Genomic DNA, 20,316 nt, shown 5'->3' with positions numbered 1-20,316 from the left:
AAAACACAGCAGTTCCGGCGAAACGGCCGCGAGTGGCCTGAAGTTGAGACCACACACGCGTCATCGCAAAAGACCACTGAACCGGCGGGAATCCTGTGACGCCCGCCGTTCTGGGCCTTCACATCGGTGGCTCCAAGACGCACGCCGTCCGCTCCGATGCAGCGCGAGGCGATGCGGGCTCCCAAGGAGGCTCCGGCGTCGAAATTACCGAAGCCAGCGCAAACCTGTCCTCCGTGGGGCACCAAGGTGCCGACGCCGTGCTGCGCCGGATCGCGGCGAGTGTGGGCGGCGGAATCGAGGCCGTTTGTGCAGGAGCCGCCGGAGCGGATACCCCGGCAAGCCGGGCAGTCCTGTCCGCCTTGCTCACGGAGCATTTTCCCGGTGCCAGGATCGACGTTGTCCATGACACCCGCATTGTGCTGGCAGCATCAGGTCTCGACGCCGGAGCCGTCTTGGTTGCGGGCACCGGCTCGGTGGCGTGGGGCCGGAGCCGTGACGGACGGGAGGCCCGCAGCGGAGGCTACGGGTACCTGCTGGGCGACGAGGGCGGCGGTTACTCGGTGGTGCGGGATGCCGTCCGTGAGGCGCTCCGGGAGTACTATGCCGGGCTGGAACCCGGCACCCTGGTCAAGGCAGTGATGGCAGCGACGGCGAGCGTGGACGCTTTGCAGCTCATGGACGCCTTCTACGCCAAACCCGAACCCGACCATTGGGCCGGTTTGGCTCCGCTTGTCCTGGACCTGGCCGCGGAGGGCGATCCCGCGGCATTGCGCATCCAGGCGGAGGCCGCGCATTCGCTGGCCACGCTTGCCCGGCAGGTCATGGGCGAGCTGGGACTGGACCTGCCGTTGGTCATGGCTGGTGCATTGTTGGTGAATCAGAGCCAACTCGCCGGGGCGGTGGCCCGCAAGGTTTCCTTGGAGGATCCGTCCACGATCCGCATCCTGGCGCAGCCTCCGGTCCATGGAGCGGTGGAATTGGCCCGTCGCCTGATTCAGGACTGAGCCGGCTTATGCAGGACTGGGCCGGCTAATGCAGGACTGGGCCGGCTAATGCAGGACTGGGCCGGCTTATTCAGGACCGATACGGGCAGGTGATCGCCGCACCCAACCGGAGTAGTCTGGATTCATGCCTCTCACGAGCGGTGGTTGGTAGCAGTGGCGCGGGCCAGGCAGCGGTGGCTGCCAGCTCTCTTCATTCCCCTTGCCTTGGCAATGGCTGTCCTCTTCGGTTCGGTGCAAGCCGGCGCTGCCGTTTCTCTTCCGCTAAAGACCGCTGAAGAGATTCTGGCCATGGTGGCGCGCACCGAGGTGCGGGCGTTGTCCGGCACGGTGGAGCAGACCGCGGAGTTGGGGCTTCCGGAAGTCCCCGCATCAGGTCCGGGCATCACTTCGGGCGCCGCCTCTGCCCTTGAGTTCCTGACGGGCTCCCACACGGCCAGGGTGTATGTAGACGGGCCCCTGCGGGCGCGGGTACAAATCCTGGACCAGATGGCCGAGCGTGACGTGGTAGTCAACGGCGGAGACGCCTGGTTCTACAACTCAAGGGACAACAGCGCCACGCATCTGACCGTGCCGGTTCCGTCCCTGGCGGAACTGAAGTCCCTTCCCGCCAAGCCGACCCGTCCGGACATGCCGACGCCGGAGGCCATGGCCAGCCGTTTCATTGCAGCCATTGATGCCAGCACGGAGGTGACCGTTGCTGAGGCCTCAACGGTGGCTGGCCGCAGCGCTTACTCTTTGACTCTTAACCCCCGCAGTACTGAAACCCTGGTTGATTCGGTGACCATCGACGTCGACTCCGAAACCGGTCTGCCGCTGGGTGTCGAGGTGCGGGCCAAAGGCCAGTCCGAACCAGCGTATTCACTGGAATACACCCAGCTGGACCTGTCCACGCCGGATACTGCGTTGTTTGACTTCACCCCGCCACCGGGAGCAACGGTCACTGAGAAGGTACTGCCGGCTAATGAGAAGGTACTGCCGGTGAAGCCCCCCGCCGATGCGCCTGCCCCCGATGCGCCCTCCCCCGATGCGCCGGCGCGGGGGGCCACAGTCACGGGTATGGGTTGGGATTCCGTGGTCGCGTTGCCCGCTGGTTCTGCCCCCGCAGAGTTCACGTCCAATCCCGAGCTCTCCCAAACCTTGCAGCCTGTTGACGGTGGCCGGGCGTTGACGACGTCGCTGCTGAGCGTGCTGATTCTCGATGACGGCCGCGTCTATGCGGGTATGGTTCCTTTGGAACGGCTTCAGTCAGCCGCTGCCGCCCAGTGAACGAACCCCGGACAGCCGCCGCTCATGGTGCGACTCCCGTCCGCTCGTCTGATCTCGCCATAGAAACGCGCGCGTTGGTGAAGCGCTTCGGTCACCGGTCCGCCGTCGACGGAATTGACCTGGCGGTTCCCCGCGGCTCCGTGTTCGGATTCCTGGGTCCGAATGGATCGGGGAAGACCACCACCATCCGATTGCTGCTGGGCTTGGCTTCGGCGGACAGCGGAGACATCCGCGTTCTTGGCCGGGAGATGCCACTGGCTTTGGCTTCTGTACTCCCTGATGTCGGGGCGTTAGTGGAGGGCCCCGGCTTCTATCCTTTCCTCTCAGGCACGGGTAACTTGATGCGCCTGGATGCCGCCGACCGTCATGCGTCGTCTTCCACCAGGCGGCAGCGCGTTCAGGACGCCCTTGAACGCGTAGGGCTCAGCCATGCAGCCCGCAAGAAGGTCCGTGCCTACTCGTTGGGCATGAAGCAGCGCCTCGGACTGGCCAACGCCATGCTCCGGCCGCGGGAGTTGCTGGTCCTCGACGAACCAACCAACGGCCTGGATCCCCAAGGTACCCGTGAAGTCCGCAGCCTGGTTCGCTCCCTCGCTGCGGGCGGGACCACTGTATTCGTCTCCAGCCACCTGCTCGCCGAGGTGGAGCAGATGTGTACCCATGTGGGCGTGATGAGCGCCGGTCGACTTGTGGCCCAAGGGCCGCTGGAGGAGCTCCGGTCTGCCGGGCAGGCACACGTTGTGGTGCAAACGCCCGACGTCGAACTGGCGTCCCGTGTGTTGACGCGCCTTGGCCTGGTTCCCGGCGAAGCACCAGGCACCGGCAGCCCGTGGGGTAACGCGGCGGTGGTGGGTACCGGCATCAACGGACATGAACCCGAGGCGATCGTGGCCGCATTGGTTGCTGACGGCGTCCGGGTCCGCGGCTTCACCGTGGAGAACGCAAGCCTGGAAGAGCGTTTCGTGTCCTTGACCGGGGAGGGTTTTGACGTTGTCGGCTGAAACTGCTGCACCACCTCAGCGTGCTGGAGTTGGATGGGCGCTATTGGGCTCCGAGTTGTCCGTGCTGTTCCGCAGGCTCCGCACGTGGGCCATGCTGCTCGCCCTCGCTGCGGTGCCCATTCTGATTGCCGTGGCAGTCAAGTTGTCGGCCCGGCCTGCAACTCCCGGCCGGGGGCCTTTGTTTCTGGACCGCATCACCCAGAACGGCCTCTTCGTCGCGGTCACTGCCCTGGTGGTGTGTGTTCCTTTGTTCCTGCCACTCACTGTCGGAGTGGTGGCCGGGGATACGATCGCCGGGGAGGCGAACCTGGGAACCTTGCGGTACCTGCTCCTTGCTCCCGCCGGGCGCATTCGCTTGCTGCTGGTGAAGTACGCCGGGGCCGTTGCCTTCTGTTTCGCTGCGACAGCCACCGTAGCAGCCTCGGGCGCCTTGGCCGGCGTCGTACTTTTTCCTGTGGGTCCGGTGACGTTGCTGTCCGGGAACACCATCAGCGTTGGCGAGTCGGTGTTGAGATCCCTGCTGATCGCCGCCTACATTACGGTGTCCCTGCTCGGCCTGTCCGCGATCGGCCTGCTGATCTCAACCTTCACTGACGTTCCGGTGGGGGCCATGGCTGCAACCATCGTGCTCTCCGTGGTATCGCAGGTGCTCGACAATCTGCCCCAGCTCGAGTGGCTGCATCCGTGGCTGTTCAGCCACCACTGGCTGGGTTTCGCGGATCTGCTGCGACAGCCGATCTCGTGGACTTCCTTCGGTGAGAATGCGCTCCTCCAAACCGGTTATATCGCGGTTTGCGGCGCGCTGGCATACGCAAAATTCTCCAACAAGGACGTCTTGTCATAGCTTTGTCGTAGGCTCTTTCCATGGCCAGATTCTTTGACGTGCACCCGGAAGATCCCCAACCACGCGCCATCGGCCAAGTGGTGAACATGCTCCAGGGCGGCGGTTTGATCGCCTACCCTACTGACTCCTGCTACGCGCTGGGCGCCCAGATCGGAAACAGGGAAGCTTTGGACCGCATCAGGACCATCAGGCAGCTGGACGACAAACACCATTTCACGCTGGTGTGCAAGGACTTCGCCCAGATGGGTCAGTTCGTCATGTTGGACAACGACATCTTCAGGAGCATCAAAGCAGTTACCCCTGGCAGCTACACTTTCATCCTCCCGGCCACCAAGGAAGTTCCCAAAAGGCTTCTGCACCCCAAAAAGAAAACCGTGGGCGTGCGCATTCCTGACCACCGTGTGGTCCAGGCGCTGTTGGCCGAGCTGGGCGAGCCTTTGCTCTCCAGCACGCTCCTGCTGCCGGATGAGGAAGAACCGTTGACTCAGGGCTGGGAAATCAAGGAGCGTTTGGATAACCAAGTGGACGGCGTCATCGATGCCGGAGACACCGGCTCGGAACCCACCACCGTGATCGACTTCTCCAGCGGAGTGGCCGAGGTTGTGCGGTACGGAACCGGCGATCCTTCGCGCTTCGAATAAGCGTCACCGAACTATTTTTGACTGTTCACCGGAATTGGAAGCGGCATCCCGCATTCAGGGCAACCTGGGCGACGCCCGTCATTTCAAGTGCCAAGGCTGACGGCTGTGTGGACACCGCCTGAGGCGGGTAGGCCATGAAAATGGATAGTTGGCGGTTGCCGTCGGCGCTGCTCATGGCAATGCTTCCATACCCTGGAACGTCGCCGGCATGGCCGTAGTAGGAGCCGTTGGTGCAGCGGTCATCCCAGTGATCCAGGCCAAGGCCATAGTCGTCAAACACTGTCCCCTTCATGGCGATAAGGCTCGCCGGCTGCACCAACTCACCCCTCAGCAGCGCAGTGTGGAACGCCGAGATATCCTCCACAGTGGACACCAGACCTCCGTTGGCGATCCCGTCCTGGAGCCCGGTGCGGGTAACGTCCATGGTTTCTCCCTCCAGCTGGACGTATCCGTGGACGAGATCATCCGGGATTGCTGAATTAGCATCCAGCAGCTCCGTGGAACGAAGGTTCAAGGGTGTCAGGACATCCGTTCGCAGGACGGTACCCAGCGGCACGCCTCTAAGCTGCTCCACCACCAGGCCGAGCAACGCATCGGGTCCCGGAGCGCCAGGCGCGCGCTCTGAGGCAGCCAGGCCGGCAGGCAAGTCCGCGACGTCGCCAAGGAGCTGGCGTATGGTCACGGCTGTGCCCGCCGAGACTGACCCGGGAAGGTAGGCAGCCAGGGGGTCGTCCAAACCCAGCCGGCCCTCTTCCACGAGTTTCATGACTGACACAGCCAGTAGCGTCCGGAACTGCTCCCCCACATGGAAACGGTGACCCGGTTGGACAGCAACCCGTCCCTCCCGGGTGAGCACTCCTTCTGCGAGCGTCCATTCCTGCTGGCCGACCTTTGCCTTGATGAGGACGGCTGATGCCCCTTCATCCAGCTTCTCCCGCGAGAACAACTCAAGGGTGGCACGGAGCTCCTGGAACGCTGGGGTGAATACAACACTGTTCGAGGGCGCCGGAGCAGGCGCGGGGGTTGGACCGGGAGGAGGGCCTGTCGTCGGCGGTTGAGCCGTTGGCGTGAGCGTTGACGGGAGCGCTGCAGCGGTGGTGGGCGGGAGCGGACGTGGCTCCGGGGTTTCGGTGCACCCGCTCAGAAACAAACAGCTCAGGAACAAACCGCTGAGGAACAAGCTGCACGCCCGGGGAATCCTCTGGATCCTTTCAGCTGGTGGTCGCGGCACACGCTCTCCCGGTTCAGTTTCTCCGGCCTACTCTTCGGGCTTGCGTGCCCGGCTCGGCTGCACGCGCATGGGCTCGCCCGGCATCTTGGGAAATTCCGGCGGGAATGGCATTTCCCCCTGACCGTTCTTGACGTCACGCTCCCACCACTTCAACAGCACGTCAATGTCGCCCGGGTGATCGTGCATGGACGCCCAGGGGTCGCCTACTTCTGCCAAGCGGTCCGGGACCGTTTTGATGGTGTATTTCGCGGGATCGGCGTTCTCCAGTTCGTCCCACGTCAACGGGCAGGACACCTGGGCCGTGGGGACGGCGCGGGGGCTGTACGCCCCGGCAATGGTTCGATCCCTGTTGGCCTGGTTGAAGTCCACGAAAATCCTCGTACCGCGTTCCTCTTTCCACCAGGCCGTAGTGACCTTCTCCGGCATGCGCCGCTCCAACTCGCGTCCAGCGGCGATCACGGCATGGCGGACATCCAGGAATTCATGCTTCGGATGGATAGGTGCGTAGACGTGGAGCCCCCGGTTTCCGGAGGTCTTGATGAACGCAGTCAGTCCGGCTTCTTCCAGCACGGTGCGAAGTTCCAAGGCGGCAGGGATGGCGTCATCGAAGTCCGTGCCGGGTTGAGGATCAAGGTCAATCCTGAGCTGGTCGGGATTGTCGGGATCGTTGGCCCGGGACGCCCAGGGGTGGAACACCACGGTGTTCATTTGCGCGGCCCACACTGCAGCCGCCGGCTCATCGATCACCAACTGGGGATGCGAACGCGCGCTGGGGTAGGTCACCGGCACGGAACGGACGTACTCCGGGGCACCCTTGGGCGGATTCTTGGAAAAGAACATCTCACCCTCAATGTTGCCCGAGTAACGCTGGAGGCTGATGGGCCGGTTCCCGTTAGCCTCGACAAAAGCCTCACCGACGTCGATGAGGTACGTGGCAAGATCCAGTTTGGTCAGTCCCGCCTCGGGCCACATCACCCTGCTTGGACTGGAGATCCTGACCTCGCGCGGGCCGTCGGGACCAGGGACAGTAACGGTGGTTGCTTCGCTCGCCATGGCCACAAGCTACCCCGTTTATGCCCTGCGCGTCAGCACCCCAGTGCGTTTTGCCGTGATGGGCAATGATGGATGCATGCCAAACACTGAAACATCCTTGAACGTCGCTGTGGGAGAAACCGAAGTCTCTGCCCTTCATATCCGGCCCAAGCAGCCCTCCGCCACCCTGGTGGTGGCGCATGGCGCGGGAGCAGGAATGGAACACCCGTTCCTGCAGGGTTTCGCTGAGGCGATGGCCGAGGAAGGCGTGGCCACGTTGCGCTTCAACTTTCCCTACCGTGAGGCCGGCCGGCGTTTCCCGGATCGTCCTCCTCTGGCCATCGCTACCTGGCGGGCAGTGATGGACAAAGCAGCGGAGCTAAGCCAAGGAGAGCCCCTCTGGGCTGCCGGTAAATCGTTCGGTGGACGCATGGCCTCCATGGCAGTGGCTGAAGGGATGGCCGCAAGGGGTCTCGTGTACCTCGGCTACCCACTCCACGCCCCCGGAAAGCCTGAGAAGCTCCGGGACGAACACCTCTATGGCGTCACTGTGCCGATGCTCTTTCTCCAAGGCACCCGCGATACGTTCGCGACGCCGGAACTGTTGGAGCGTGTGGTGGAAAAAATAGGCCCGACGGCGACTCTTCAGTGGAGCGAGGGCGGGGACCATTCGTTCGCTGTCAAAGGTGTGAAGCGTGGTGCGGCCGAGGTAGGGGCGTCCCTCGCCCCGGAAGTCGCAACCTTCCTTCGGGCAAACACCTAGGCCTATTTCGGCAGGGGTTCGTGACGAAGGTAGGACCGGCTGAAACGCCCCGTGCCTGCTGTGAGGGCACGGAGTTCAATGGCGTATCGCAGGAGTTCTTGGTCCGGGACTTCGGCGCTGATTTCCGTGCCCTCACCGTCTGCGGCGGTTGTGCCTGTCACGCGACCCCGGCGTCCGGACAAATCGCTCATGACGGCGCCCACGTATTCATCAGGAACGCTGATGACGACGGACGATACGGGTTCCAGCAGTTGGATTTTGGCGGTTGCGGCAGCTTCCCTGAGAGCCAACGCACCCGCAGCTTGGAAGGCTGCGTCGGACGAGTCCACGCTGTGCGTTTTTCCGCCCACCAGCGTCACCTTGATGTCCACCACGGGGAATCCCGCTGACACACCCTTGAGCATTTGCGAGCGAACACCCTTTTCCACTGACGTGACAAACGTACCGGGGATTGCACCGCCAACGATTCTGTCGGTGAATTCAAAGCCCCCGCCGCGGGCCAGGGGCTCCACCTCGATGTCGCAGATGGCGAACTGCCCGTGGCCACCGGATTGCTTCACATGCCGCCCGTGTCCGGCGGCCTTGCTGGCAAAGGTTTCCCGGAGCGGAGTGATCACGTCCACGGTCTGGAGTTTGACGCCCTGGCTACGCAGTCTGTCCAGGACCACCTCTGCATGGGCCTCCCCCATGCACCACAGGATCAGTTGGTGCGTGTCCTGGTTTCGTTCCAACCGCAGCGTCGGATCGGCGGCCGCCACCTTTCCGATGCTCTTGGCCAGCGCGTCTTCATCACTGCGGGATGCCCCCTCTATGGCTACCGGCATCAGGGGCTCGGGCATGTTCCACGTCTCGATCAGCAGCGGCGCCTCACGGTCTGAGACCGTGTCCCCGGTCTCGGCACTGGCCAGCTTGCTGATGGCGCAGATGTCACCGGCAATGCACTGTGGAACCGCCTTCAGGCTGGATCCAACAGGCGAGTACAGATGCGTGATGCGTTCATCGGCGTCATGATCCTCGTGCCCCCTGTCAGCCAATCCCCTGCCGCCGATATGGATCGAGGAATCCTCCCGGAGGGTTCCCGAAAAGACCCGGACCAGGCAGACACGGCCAAGGAAGGGATCCACAGTGGTTCGGACAACTTCCGCGGCAAGGCGCCCGGTGGGCTCACCCTCCAGAGGCTTCAGTGACGAACCGTCGAGTTTCATGACCGCGGGGTTGATGCGTTCCAACGGCGATGGCAAGGCATCAGTCAGCAGGGCCATAAGTTCCGCAAGGCCCAAACCGGTTTCGGCCGAGGTGGGCATGACGGGAAAGAAGCTTGCCCGTGCCACAGCAGTTTCAAGATCCTGTATCAGGTCCGCGAGAGGCAGTTCTTCGCCCTCGAGGTACCGGTCCATGAGGGTTTCGTCTTCGCTCTCCGCGATGATGCCCTCAATCAGCGGGCCCCTGGCTTCTTCGACATCCGAAGCCGGTGTCTGGTCCTCATCCGCGGCGCCATGGAGCACACCGATGAGTCCGGCGTTGCCAACAGCCGGGACGTACAGCGGGAGGACCGACTCGCCGAACGCTTCCTGGCAACGCACGACGGCGGCACTGAAGTCAGCGCGCGGATGGTCCAGTTTGCTGACCACCACGGCACGCGGCATCCGGATCTTCTCGCACTCGCCCCACAAAGCAACGGTGGCACCGTCAATGCCATCAATGGCCGAGACAACGAAAAGGGCCGCATCGGCGGCCCTCAAACCTGCACGCAGTTCGCCGGTGAAGTCCGTGTACCCGGGAGTGTCGATCAGGTTGACCTTTACGTCGCCCACCAGAATCGGGGCGACAGACAACGTCACTGACCTTTGCTGATGGATGGCTGAAGGATCGGAATCACTGACCGTGGTGCCCTCGCTGATGGAGCCCATCCTGGTGATGGCTCCGGTTGCGGCGAGCAACGACTCCACGAGCATCGATTTTCCTGCACCCGAATGTCCCACGAGCGCCACGTTCCGGATCTTCGCTGGATCGCTTGCAGCCAGGGCAGCACCGTTCTCACCGCGCCTGGCCTCCGCGGTGCCAGGTCCGGTTCCTCTTGCCGTTTCGCGCGTGCCCTTCGCGGACATGGGCACCTCCTGGTGTTGTATCCCGGCACGGAGTCCGAACACATCCAGTTCGAACGTTAAAGAGGATTGGACACCCTGAAGCGACCACAGGGCAAGGGCTGGCGGGGACGAAAGCCAGCCAATCGCCGTCGGGACCCCTGACCGCGGATCCACCACGGCCTATACGGTGAGCATCCCCCACAGTAACCACGCCGACGCTACAGCGCATCCGGCGATCACGGTTGTGAATCCGGTCAGCCAAACGAATGCGGGTACGCCCGTGGTGCGGCCGAGGATGAAGGCATCGGATGCCGCCAGCCGGTCGCGGCGACGGGTGTGCACGCCGGCCAGCTTGAGCAAATCCCGGACGCCGCCCACGGAAAGGGCAACTCCGAGAGCCAGCACAACGTAGTTGACCGTTGTGGGTGTCGCGAACAGGATCAGCAGTTGGGCGATCGTGGCGCTCAACACCGCTACAAGGATCCCGGTAAGGTTCCTCAGGAAGATCAGCGAGACCAGCAGGATCAAGGCCCCGATGGACATAGCGGCGCCGGAGCGGCCGGCGGCGAAGGCGGCAATCAGGCACAAACCAACCACGGCGGGTGCAGGGTAGCCCCAGAATCCGGACCACGCTGCCCCGAAGGCGCTCCTGCCACTACTGACAAGGCGGCCCGAATGGTCGAGTCCGATCCGGAGCCCATGGACGAAACGGCCCGTCATGAGCGCGGCGTAGGCGTGGCCCAGCTCATGGACAAAAGTGACGTAGAGGCCGAACCAGCGCCACGTGACGCGCGGGATGCTCAAGACGACGGCGCACGCGAGTATGCCCAGCAGGGCTGGCAATGGCACCGCGGTGGTGTGGGTGTCGGTGAACCCGCGGACCACGGCGTCCCACCAGGTTTGAAGGAGGTTCACTGCGCCTTCCAAGCCCCCTCTGCCGTCTGCTTCACAGCACCGTCGACTGAAGACGGGAGTGCAGTCCGGCGATGAGGATCTCCAGGCCGAACTCGAAAGCTGCCTCGCCTCGCTCGTCCGCGGGTCCTGCCTGGGCCAAGGCATTGGTGAGGGCGGGGTACCCCTGCGCGGGTGGTGCCCAGACGACGTCCGGTGCCGCCAAGTCCAAAGCGAAGCCCAGCGCGAAACTGTCAATGGTGGAAATCGCTGACATCACGTCCCGGCCCCGGAACCCCGCGGTTTCGAGGGCCACGGCCAGGTTCTCGTACAGGGCCATGACCTGGTCATCCTGCACCGTCTGGAGTACCAGCAGCGGCGCGAGTTTTGGATGGCGGGCGAAGGCATCACGATAGCTCCGGACGATGGCACGAAGCGAAGCCTCCCAATCCTGCTCATCCTCCAAGACGTACGGGCTTTCCGCGATGATCCGGCCACGCATGAGCTCAAGGATCTCCTCCCGGCCGCTGACGTGGTTGTAGATGGAGGACTGGCTGACCCCGATCCGTTTGGCCAGTTTCGGCAGGCTGAAGTCCCCTGCCTCGTCCACCAGCTCCAAGGCAGCGGTGACGAGTGCGTCGATGGATATCAGCGGGACCAGCGGGCGTGCCATACGGGTGTCTCCATTCAAGGTTGTTGTTACGACTCTAGCCAGAACTTTGCGTCGGAGTGTTGTGCGGCGGGTCACAAGGATCTACCATAAACGAAAGCCTTTCGCTTTATTGATGGCTCCCCGAGAATCTTCCCTCCCCGAACACCCCAGAGGATCCCCATGTCTGACCTCGAAACCCGACCCCCGGCAGCTGATGCCGGGAATGGGCTCAAACGAAATGCCATAGGCACCGGCGGTATCGCCTTCCTGGTGATCTCCGCAGCAGCTCCCCTGACCGTGATGGCCGGCGTGGCGCCCGTGGCCATCGGAGTTGGGGGCATAGGCGCCCCCATGGGCTACGTCATTGCCGGCGCAGTCCTGCTGGTCTTCGCTGTCTCCTTCATGGCCCTGACCAAACACGTTAAAGCCGCCGGTGGCTTCTACACCTACATCACCTTGGCCATGGGCAAAACCGTGGGCCTGGCCTCAGCCATCCTGGCGATCGTGTCCTACAACTGCCTGCAAATCGGCGTCTATGGATTGTTCGCCGTCCAAACACAAGCCATGCTCCTCGCACTCTTTGGTATGGATGTGCCATGGCCCGCCGTTGCCCTGGTGGCCATCGCGGCCGTCTGGTTTCTCGGATACCGGGGCATCGACGTCGGCGCCAAGGTACTCGGCGTCCTGCTTATTGCCGAGACCGCCATCCTGGCAATCATGGGCGTCGGCATCCTTGCCCGCGGCGGTGCGGAAGGCATCAGTTTCACCTCGTTCTCCCCGGAGCATGCCTTCACCCCTGGAGTCCTTGCCATCCTGGCTATCTGTTTCGCTGCCTTCATGGGCTTCGAATCAACCGTGCTGTACCGCCGTGAAGCGCGTAATCCGGACAAGTCCGTCCCCCGGGCAACTTACATCGCAGTGGGTTTCATGTCCGTGTTCTATGCCTTCATTGTCTGGACCGTCATCCAGGCCTACGGTGACGGAAACGTGGTTGCAGCTGCCGGCGAACTGGCCGATGGGATGTTCTTCGCCACCATCAACCAATACGTGGGCCCCTGGGCCGAGGTGGTCATGTATGTGCTGATCGTGACCAGTGTTTATGCCTCGCAACTGGCCTTCCACAACGCCATCAACCGCTACGTGTACATGCTGGCCAAGGACGGCGTGCTCCCCGCTTTCCTCGGCAGGACCCACCCCAAGTACAAGTCCCCACATCGTGCCGGGCAGATCCAGACTATCTTGGCCGCCGTCGTCATCATCATGTGCGCCATCGCCGGCGCGGACCCGTACAAGCAACTGCTGATTTGGGTCAACACCCCCGGCATCGTTGGCATTGTGGCCCTGCAGGGTCTGGTGTCCGTTGCAGCGTTCATCTACCTGCGACGCAACCGCGCCGCAGCCACCAACCGTTTCCTCATTCCCCTGAGCGTGGCCTCGGCCATCCTGCTCTTCGGTGTGGTGGCACTGATCGCCATCAACATCGAACTACTCACCTTTGCGGATGCTCTAACCAACACCATCCTGCTCCTGGTCGCCCCTCTTGTTTTCCTTGCGGGCCTGCTGATTGCCCGCAGACTGCGCACCACCCGCCCTGACGTCTTCGCCCGGATTGGAAGCTTTGAAACCCATGACTCCTGACCTCATCGTCCTTGCGGACACCATCCACACCCTGGACAACCGACATGCCGAGCCCATCCAGACCGTCGCAGTCAGCGGCGGGTTGATTGCCGCCGTCGGAAGCCGTCAGGACGCCCAAGCATGGCGCCAGGCCGGCACCCGCATGGTGGACCTCGGCAGCGCAACGCTGACACCGGGCCTGGTGGACTGCCATATCCACCCCGTGTTCGGTTTGGACCTCACTATCGGCGTGGATCTCTCCGGGGCTTCGACGCTGAATGAAGTCCGGTCACTCCTGCTGACAGAAGCAAGCCACGACGACGGCTGGTTGCGTGGCTGGGGACTGAACCCGAACGCTTTCGGTACGGTGCCGCTGCACCGCAGCGTCCTGGACGACGTCAGCAACGGCAAGCCCGCCATGATCCGGTTGTTCGACGGGCACTCAGCGCTGGTGAACAGCCGGGCGCTTGAAGTGGCCGGTGTCCATGGACGGTACCAGTTTGACCAGGCCTCCGAGGTGGTGTGCGACGCCGACGGACGGCCCACTGGTTTCCTTGTTGAGGCGGCGGCGATGGAACTCATCCAAAGCCACATTCCCCGGGAGACCTTCGAGGAGCGCAAGTCGAGGCTTGCCGCGCTCCTCAGGGACTTCGCCCGCGCAGGGCTTACCGGCGGCCATGTCATGGACCATAGCGAGGAATCGTCGGCCCTCTTCCAGGCCCTGGAGGCCGATGGGGAGCTGCCGCTGCGGCTTCGAACCGCTCCGTGGTGCATGCCGGGCAGCGATGAGAACGACTGGAAGTCGCTGGCCCGAACCTTGGGGAAGGGCGGCCGCAGGTGGTCCATTGAAGCCATCAAGCTCTTCGTCGATGGAACCGTAGACAACGGGACTGCCTGGCTCTACGAACCGGACCTCTACGGTCAATCCACGGCATCGTTCTGGCCGCGACCCGAAGAATACTCCGCTGCTGTCAGCTACTTTGCCTCCCGGGGCATCCCGACGGCGACGCATGCAATCGGCGATGCCGGCGTTGAACATGTGTTGGACGCTCTGGAGTCCCTGGCCACCGTTGTTCCGGCAGATGTCCTGCGCCGGACCGTCCACAGGATCGAGCACATCGAAACAGTGCCGGACGAGCTGGTAGCCCGATTCAAGGGCACGGGCGTCGTAGCCAGCATGCAGCCGACCCACTGCACGCACTACTCCCTGGCGGACCACAGTGACAACTGGTCCATGCGCTTGGGGAATGAGCGCGCCGACCGGGCCTGGCGGTGCCGGGACCTTCGCGAGGCCGGGGTGACCTTGGGTATCGGCTCTGACTGGCCGATCGCACCCTACGAGCCGCTTCCGATCATGGCGGACGCACAGCTGCGGCGCCGATCCGGAGCGCCGGAGCAGGAACCCATCGCCCCATCCCAGGCCCTCACGGCACTCCAAGCCCTTGAGGGTTACACCTCGCATGCGGCGAAAGCTGCGGGGCTGTGGGAAGTTTCGGGATCGATCACGGTGGGCAAGCGGGCAGACTTCACGGCGTTCGAACTCGATCCCCTGACCACGGCTCCGGACGAGTTCGCCGCCAGCAATGTCCTGGGGACGATCGTGGACGGCGAGCTCCAGTTCCTCCTGGAGCGGCTCGCGTAACTGCCGCGTCCCGAGCACAAGAGCGCGGCTACATGCGGTTTTTGGTCTTGGCCGTAGCCTGCGCTGTCCACGGGTCTTCGGGCCAGGGATGCCTGGGGTAGCGCCCACGCATCTCGGCCCGAACCTGGGAGTAGGGACCGGACCAGAACGACGCGAGATCGTCCGTGACAGCCAACGGCCTTCCTGCCGGGGACAACAAATGAAACAGAACAGGGACCCTGCCAGCTAGGAGCCGCGGCGTGCTGTCCCAACCGAAGCATTCCTGAAGCTTGACCGCCACCACCGGACGGCCGTCGTCGTGATCCCCGCTGCTGCGATCCGAAACCTCGGGATAGTCGATGCGCACACGCGAGCCACTCGGCACCTCCAGACGCTCCGGCACGAGGTCTTCGAGCCGCGCGGCGTCCGGCCACGGAAGCAGGCGCCTCAAAGGATCAACAAGGTTGATGGAACTCACGGCGGCGCCGGTGGCCATCGCCTCGAGCTCCGGGCCCAGCCAATCCTCCAGCCTGGACAGAAGGGCTGCTTCGCGGACGTCGGGCCACGGGCTTCCGAGTTCACGGTGCAGCAAGGCAAGACGCCTCCGCAGGGCATCGGCTGCGGGTGACCAGCCGATCAGGGACAATCCCGACTTCTCCAGCGCCTCGGACACGGCACGACGGCCGGATTCGGCGGTGGGGCGGACAGGCGTGGAGGACAACACGATGGCACCCAAGCGCCGCTCCAGCCTGGCCATCACGCGGCCTTGATCGAACTTCGCCTCCACCTTCTCCGTGAGGAGGTCCGGTGCGGCCGCTTCCGCCAATTCGGCCGACAACGGCGCGGCCGAACGGATGACGGCGCCCGTTCCTGCGGCATCGCGCCCCTGCGCGCGGGACACCTCGGCAACTGCAAGCCAGTCATGCCCGGACAGTGAACTACCGGAGGGAAGTCCGGCGCGCGTTCCGGACGATAACAAGTACGTGGTGGAGCCGTCGCCGGGAACACGCCTTGCCACGCGGTCCGGGAAAGCCAGCGCCACCACAAGGCCCGTCGCTTCCCCTGCCGTGACATCGGCGGCCGCCTTGGGACGCACGACGGCGGCAGCTTCCTTCCGTACCAACGTCTCCATCCGCTGGACGTCTTCCGCGAAACGACGCGCGCCCGGGTCCGAACCTGAGCGCAGGGCCGACAGCAGCTTGTTGAGGTCCGCCCCCGGTGCCCTCTGCCCGCCGGCAACGAGGGCCACTGTTTCAGCCGCTGCGCGTCGACCCGCCACCGCCGATCCGTCCAGCAAGGCGCGGGCAAGCCGGGGGTCGGCGGGGATCCGGGCCAAGGTCTTGCCCACGGCGGTGACTGTTCCTTCCGCTGTCACGGCACCCAGCTCCCGGAGGACCTCCACGGCATCGTTCATGGCCGCAGCCGGCGGTGCATCGGGAAGTTTCAGGTCTACGCCGCCCGGCGCACCCCAACATGCAAGGACCAAAGCAGCGCTGGTGAGGTCTGCAACGGAGATTTCGGGTGTCTGATGTGCCGGAGCTGCAGCATAGGCCTGCTGGTCGTAGCAGCGGACCACCGTACCCGGACCCTGCCGTGCTGCACGGCCGGCACGCTGATCAGCCGAGGCCCTGGAGCAGGAAACGGTCACGAGTCCGGACATGCCGCGGCCGGCGTCCCGGCGCGGTTCCCTTGAAAGCCCCGAGTCGATGACCACACACACGCCGGGAACCGTGAGCGACGATTCAGCCAAGGAAGTAGACACGATGATGCGCGGCAGGCCGCCAGGTTCACGGCCGGATACCGCGCGGTCCTGGGCTTCCGGACCGATCTGGCCGTGCAACTCCAGCACCTCCACGTTCCCCGACACCAGACCACGAAGACGAGTGGCGACGTCGGACACTTCACGGGCTCCCGGAAGGAAAACCAAGGCGTCTACGTCGGCGTCCGGGGCCAAGGCTGCTGCGTGGGTTGTCGCCGCCGTGTGGGCCACGTGGTCGAGGAAAAGCCGGGAAACGCCTCGAGCGTCCAAGCGGTGCTCGCGGGCAGGAACCCACTGGACCTTCAGCGGATACAGCGCGGAAGGGCAGTCGACGACGGGAGCCGGGTCGCCGCCGTCGAGCCCTGTCCCCAGCAGTGTGGCAAAACGCGCGGCGTCGAGGGTTGCCGACATCGCCACCACGGTAATGTCGCCGCGAAGTTCCCGGACCTCCGCAAGCATGCCCACCAGGAGATCCGTTTCGAGTCCACGTTCGTGGACCTCATCCAGGACCACAGCGCTGACGTCCTCAAGACCGGGGTCGGCAAGGAGACGCCGCAGGAGAATACCTGGCGTGACGAACTCAACCACCGTGTCCTGGCTGACTTTGCTTTCCCCACGGACGGTGTAGCCAACCCGGCGGCCCAGCTGACTGCCGTCCAGCGACGCGAGGCGGCGCGCGGCTGAGCGGGCCGCTACACGGCGGGGCTGCGTGACGACGACGCGCGGCCGGCCTGGACTCTGTTCGGACACTAGGTTGGCGAGCAGCGGAGGCACGAGGGTGGTCTTACCTGTCCCGGGCGGCGCCTGTACCACTGCCGCGCCGCCGCCGCCCTGAGTTGCCAGGGCGGCGGTCAGGTTCGAGAGGGAATCAGCAAACACCAGCCCCGTACCTATGGTGTCCAGTCTGAAAGTCACCAGACCATTGTCCCTGTTGGGTGACAGGGAAAAGGCCACACCCCCTCGAAGGAAGCGTGGCCGTTTCGGTGGTGCTGCGTCTCTAGCCGATAGTGGAGACGTCGATGACAAAGCGGTAGCGGACGTCCGAGGCAAGGACGCGCTCATAGGCGTCGTTGATCTTGCTGGCCGGGATGACCTCGATCTCGGCGCCCAGGCCGTGCTCTGCGCAGAAGTTCAGCATTTCCTGCGTTTCGCGGATGCCGCCAATGGCCGAACCAGCGAACCGGCGACGACCCGTGATCAGTGAGAACACGTTAACCGGCAGTGGTTCGGCCGGTGCGCCAACGTTGACCAACGTGCCATCGAGTGTCAGCAACTGAAGGTACGCGCTGATGTCGATGGAAGCACTGACCGTGTTGACGATGAGGTCGAAGGTGCCGCCGAGCTGCTCGAACGTGGTGGGATCGCTGGTGGCGTAGTAGTGGTCCGCACCCAGCTTGAGCCCGTCTTCCATCTTCTTAAGTGACTGCGAAAGGACTGTGACCTCAGCGCCCATGGCGTGCGCGATCTTGACGGCCATATGGCCGAGACCGCCGAGACCGACGACGGCAACCTTCTTGCCGGGGCCGGCGCCCCAGTGATGCAGCGGCGAGTAGGTGGTGATGCCGGCGCACAGCAGCGGCGCTGCGACGTCGAGGTCCAGGCCTTCCGGGATGGTGACGACGAAGTCTTCGTTCACCACCACGTGGCTGGAGTAGCCACCCTGGGTGATGGTGTCGTCGCGGTCAACGGAGCCATAGGTCCCTACGTTTCCCTTGAGGCAATACTGCTCTTCTCCGGCCAGGCAGTTCTTGCACTCCTTGCAGGAGTTGACCATGCAGCCGACGCCCACGCGGTCGCCCACCTTGTGTTTGGTGACGTCCGAGCCAACCTCGGTGACGATGCCTGCAATTTCGTGGCCAGGGGCCAACGGGTACTGCTGCGGGCCCCAATCACCGCGGACAGTATGGATATCAGAGTGGCAAATGCCGGCGAACTTGATATCGATGTGGACGTCGTTGGGGCCGACCTCACGACGTTCGATGGTGGTCAGGGTCAGGTCGCCCGTAGCCGAGGGGGCAGCGTAAGCATTAGCGGTAGGCATGTTTCTCCTGCGTGGTGAACGTTGGTGGATGTCTCCATCTAACCCTGTTTCCCTGGACGCAAGGAGTCACTGTTGTTAGGGGTAATGACAGGGACTCCCTGAGCTGCTCAAAAGTCATACTGTAGGAAGCATGGACAATCGGACTGAGACACGCGACTTTCTTGCCACTCGGCGGGCGAAAATTACCCCCGAGCAGGCCGGACTGGCGGCCTACGGCGGAAACCGGCGTGTCCCGGGACTTCGTCGCGGCGAGGTGGCCATGCTCGCCGGAGTGAGTGTGGAGTATTACACCCGCTTGGAGCGCGGAAACCTCTCCGGCGTCTCTGAAAGCGTGCTGGAGTCCTTGGCCGGTGCACTGCAGCTTGACGACGCTGAACGCGCCCATCTTTACGACCTCGCCCGGGCGGCAAGCGACGGCGGCAAGTCCCGGCGTCGACCAGTCCGGAAGCAGGCCATCCGGCCTGGCGTTCAACTCACTTTGGATGCGATTAGCGGCTCCCCCGCTTTCATTCGCAACGGTCGCTTGGACCTACTGGCAACCAACGCCCTGGGCCGGGCTTTATATGCCGACATATACGACAGTCCCGCCGGACCACCCAACCATGCGCGATTCCTGTTCCTCGACCCTCGCAGCCACGATTTCTACACGGACTGGGAACGCGCCGCCAACGACACCGTGGCCATCATGAGGACCGAAGCCGGCAGGGATCCCTACGACCGGGGGCTAAGTGACCTGGTGGGTGAGCTGTCCACCCGCAGCGAGGAATTCCGGGTCCGTTGGGCGTCGCACAATGTCCGCCAGCACTACACCGGAAAGAAACATTTCCGCCACCGGATAGTGGGCGACCTGCATTTGTTGTACGAAGCCCTCGAGCTGTCCGCCGATGCCGGTTTGACCTTGACGGTTTACAACGCTGAGCCCGGCACCGGCACGGCGGACGCCCTGCAACTGCTCGCAAGTTGGGCTGCGACCGCCCTCACCATTCCCGAGGATTCCGGAGCTTACAGGGACATATCCAACACGTCATCCAGGAGTGATCGAGGTTGATCGTTTGCTGACCACTTATTGACCGTGGTTGAGGGACGCGAATAGGGCTTGCCGACCTTGCCTTCGGTACCGGCCCCTCGACTTACCACGTGCTCTCCGTGGGGTACGCGCTGGACCTGGTCGGTGCCCGGTTCTTACATCCGATTCACGCCGTCGCTGACACGGATCCGGCAGCGCTGACAGCTTCACTGGATGCCCTCCCCTGGCGGAAGGAAGCGTGGGGGTCCGGCGCGTGGGTGGATGCTTGGGGAACCGCGGCGTACTGGAACCTGGCCCGGGCGCACCCGAACTCCCCCGGTTCCCTTGACGCGCTGTTCGGCTGGTTGCTGACCCACGTCAATCCCGCGGCAGGAATCTGGGGAAAACCCACGGATGACAACAGGCTCAAGATGGTCAACGGCTATTACCGCTTGACGCGTGGCACGTTCGCCCAGTTCGGATTGCCAGTGCCCTACGTTGAGCGGCTCGTTGACACAGTTCTGGAGCACTCCGCGGACCCACGCTATTTCGCCCCTTACCGGCAGAACGCCTGCAATGTCCTGGACGTCGTCCATCCCCTGTGGCTCGCGTCCAAGCAGACGAAGCACCGACGCTGCAAATGAACGCGTGGGCACGGACTCAACTGAAGCACGCACTGGGTCGGTGGCATTCCGGCGAGGGAATGGCCTTCAGCGCAGCACCAGAGAGTGGGAACCAGCACCTTCCAACCCTGCAGGGAACCGAAATGTGGCTGGCCATTGTCTGGTACCTGGCCGACCTACTCGGAAGCGCCGAAGCCCTGGGATACAGGCATCAGGGCGTCCATCGGCCTGAACCGG

At 63.9% G+C, this 20,316-nt stretch carries 17 protein-coding genes; 10 read left to right on the top strand and 7 right to left on the bottom strand.

All coding sequences use genetic code 11. The annotated features are described in order from the left end of the window. Window positions 1–95: 95 nt before the first annotated feature. The 5 genes from ARUE_RS11050 (at window position 96) to ARUE_RS11030 (ending at window position 4,756) form a co-directional block, all read left to right on the top strand. The gene (locus tag ARUE_RS11050; protein WP_014921853.1) at window positions 96–1,004 is read left to right on the top strand and encodes an N-acetylglucosamine kinase; all 909 of its coding nucleotides are present in this window, start codon (window positions 96–98) and stop codon (window positions 1,002–1,004) included. A 153-nt stretch (window positions 1,005–1,157) separates the two neighbouring features. Next, entirely contained in the window at window positions 1,158–2,270 is a 1,113-nt protein-coding gene (locus ARUE_RS11045; protein ID WP_014921852.1) for a LolA family protein, read from the top strand. Next, on the top strand, window positions 2,267–3,271 hold the full coding sequence (locus ARUE_RS11040) for an ABC transporter ATP-binding protein (protein ID WP_014921851.1): 1,005 nt from the start codon (window positions 2,267–2,269) through the stop codon (window positions 3,269–3,271). The genes ARUE_RS11045 and ARUE_RS11040 overlap by 4 nt, the downstream gene beginning before the upstream one ends. Further along, a complete protein-coding gene (locus ARUE_RS11035) occupies window positions 3,255–4,115 on the top strand; it encodes an ABC transporter permease (RefSeq protein ID WP_011774739.1) in 861 nt (286 codons plus the stop codon). Before ARUE_RS11040 ends, ARUE_RS11035 begins: the two co-directional genes overlap by 17 nt. Before the next feature lie 20 nt (window positions 4,116–4,135). Next, window positions 4,136–4,756: an L-threonylcarbamoyladenylate synthase gene (locus tag ARUE_RS11030; protein ID WP_011774738.1), complete on the top strand. Its 621-nt coding sequence runs from the start codon at window positions 4,136–4,138 to the stop codon at window positions 4,754–4,756. Between the two features lie 25 nt (window positions 4,757–4,781). Here ARUE_RS11030 and ARUE_RS11025 read toward each other — a convergent pair whose 3' ends face one another. Together ARUE_RS11025 and ligD are read right to left on the bottom strand one after the other, a co-directional pair. After that, entirely contained in the window at window positions 4,782–5,702 is a 921-nt protein-coding gene (locus ARUE_RS11025) for a serine hydrolase domain-containing protein (RefSeq protein ID WP_286139615.1), read from the bottom strand. 312 nt (window positions 5,703–6,014) lie between these two features. Continuing rightward, window positions 6,015–7,040, bottom strand: a complete 1,026-nt coding sequence (ligD, locus tag ARUE_RS11020) for a non-homologous end-joining DNA ligase (RefSeq protein ID WP_043470242.1) — start codon at window positions 7,038–7,040, stop codon at window positions 6,015–6,017. A gap of 76 nt (window positions 7,041–7,116) precedes the next feature. Here ligD and ARUE_RS11015 point away from each other — a divergent pair, with 76 nt between their 5' ends. Next, window positions 7,117–7,782, top strand: coding sequence for an alpha/beta hydrolase family protein (locus ARUE_RS11015; RefSeq protein WP_043471310.1), 666 nt, complete (start codon window positions 7,117–7,119; stop codon window positions 7,780–7,782). A 2-nt stretch (window positions 7,783–7,784) separates the two neighbouring features. Here ARUE_RS11015 and ARUE_RS11010 read toward each other — a convergent pair whose 3' ends face one another. The 3 genes from ARUE_RS11010 to ARUE_RS11000 all read right to left on the bottom strand — a co-directional run bounded on the left by ARUE_RS11010 (window position 7,785) and on the right by ARUE_RS11000 (window position 11,433). Continuing rightward, window positions 7,785–9,890: an elongation factor G-like protein EF-G2 gene (locus ARUE_RS11010; protein ID WP_081589137.1), complete on the bottom strand. Its 2,106-nt coding sequence runs from the start codon at window positions 9,888–9,890 to the stop codon at window positions 7,785–7,787. Between the two features lie 159 nt (window positions 9,891–10,049). Then, window positions 10,050–10,784: a M50 family metallopeptidase gene (locus ARUE_RS11005; RefSeq protein ID WP_238324604.1), complete on the bottom strand. Its 735-nt coding sequence runs from the start codon at window positions 10,782–10,784 to the stop codon at window positions 10,050–10,052. 31 nt (window positions 10,785–10,815) lie between these two features. After that, complete coding sequence (locus ARUE_RS11000) at window positions 10,816–11,433, bottom strand: TetR/AcrR family transcriptional regulator C-terminal domain-containing protein (RefSeq protein WP_014921846.1); 618 nt, start codon at window positions 11,431–11,433, stop codon at window positions 10,816–10,818. A 159-nt stretch (window positions 11,434–11,592) separates the two neighbouring features. Between ARUE_RS11000 and ARUE_RS10995 the strand changes: the two genes are divergently transcribed. Both ARUE_RS10995 and ARUE_RS10990 read left to right on the top strand, forming a co-directional pair. After that, window positions 11,593–13,050: an APC family permease gene (locus ARUE_RS10995; protein ID WP_014921845.1), complete on the top strand. Its 1,458-nt coding sequence runs from the start codon at window positions 11,593–11,595 to the stop codon at window positions 13,048–13,050. Beyond that, entirely contained in the window at window positions 13,040–14,671 is a 1,632-nt protein-coding gene (locus tag ARUE_RS10990) for an amidohydrolase (protein ID WP_014921844.1), read from the top strand. Before ARUE_RS10995 ends, ARUE_RS10990 begins: the two co-directional genes overlap by 11 nt. Before the next feature lie 28 nt (window positions 14,672–14,699). Here the strand turns inward: ARUE_RS10990 and hrpB are convergent, their stop codons facing one another. Then, window positions 14,700–17,471: an ATP-dependent helicase HrpB gene (gene hrpB, locus ARUE_RS10985; RefSeq protein ID WP_014921843.1), complete on the bottom strand. Its 2,772-nt coding sequence runs from the start codon at window positions 17,469–17,471 to the stop codon at window positions 14,700–14,702. After that, window positions 17,407–18,450: an NAD(P)-dependent alcohol dehydrogenase gene (locus ARUE_RS10980; protein ID WP_014921842.1), complete on the bottom strand. Its 1,044-nt coding sequence runs from the start codon at window positions 18,448–18,450 to the stop codon at window positions 17,407–17,409. The genes hrpB and ARUE_RS10980 overlap by 65 nt, the downstream gene beginning before the upstream one ends. A 130-nt stretch (window positions 18,451–18,580) precedes the next feature. On the opposite strand from ARUE_RS10980, the gene ARUE_RS10975 reads away from it, so the two are divergent. Together ARUE_RS10975 and ARUE_RS23765 are read left to right on the top strand one after the other, a co-directional pair. Further along, window positions 18,581–19,498, top strand: a complete 918-nt coding sequence (locus ARUE_RS10975; protein WP_011774728.1) for a helix-turn-helix transcriptional regulator — start codon at window positions 18,581–18,583, stop codon at window positions 19,496–19,498. A gap of 89 nt (window positions 19,499–19,587) precedes the next feature. Beyond that, window positions 19,588–20,100: a hypothetical protein gene (locus ARUE_RS23765; protein WP_051024976.1), complete on the top strand. Its 513-nt coding sequence runs from the start codon at window positions 19,588–19,590 to the stop codon at window positions 20,098–20,100. Window positions 20,101–20,316: the final 216 nt, after the last annotated feature.

Origin of the sequence: Arthrobacter sp. Rue61a (assembly GCF_000294695.2) — a bacterium.
Lineage (GTDB): Bacteria > Actinomycetota > Actinomycetes > Actinomycetales > Micrococcaceae > Arthrobacter > Arthrobacter aurescens_A.
Note: the sequence above shows the minus strand (reverse complement) of the source record. Positions and strands in the feature narration are given on the sequence as shown.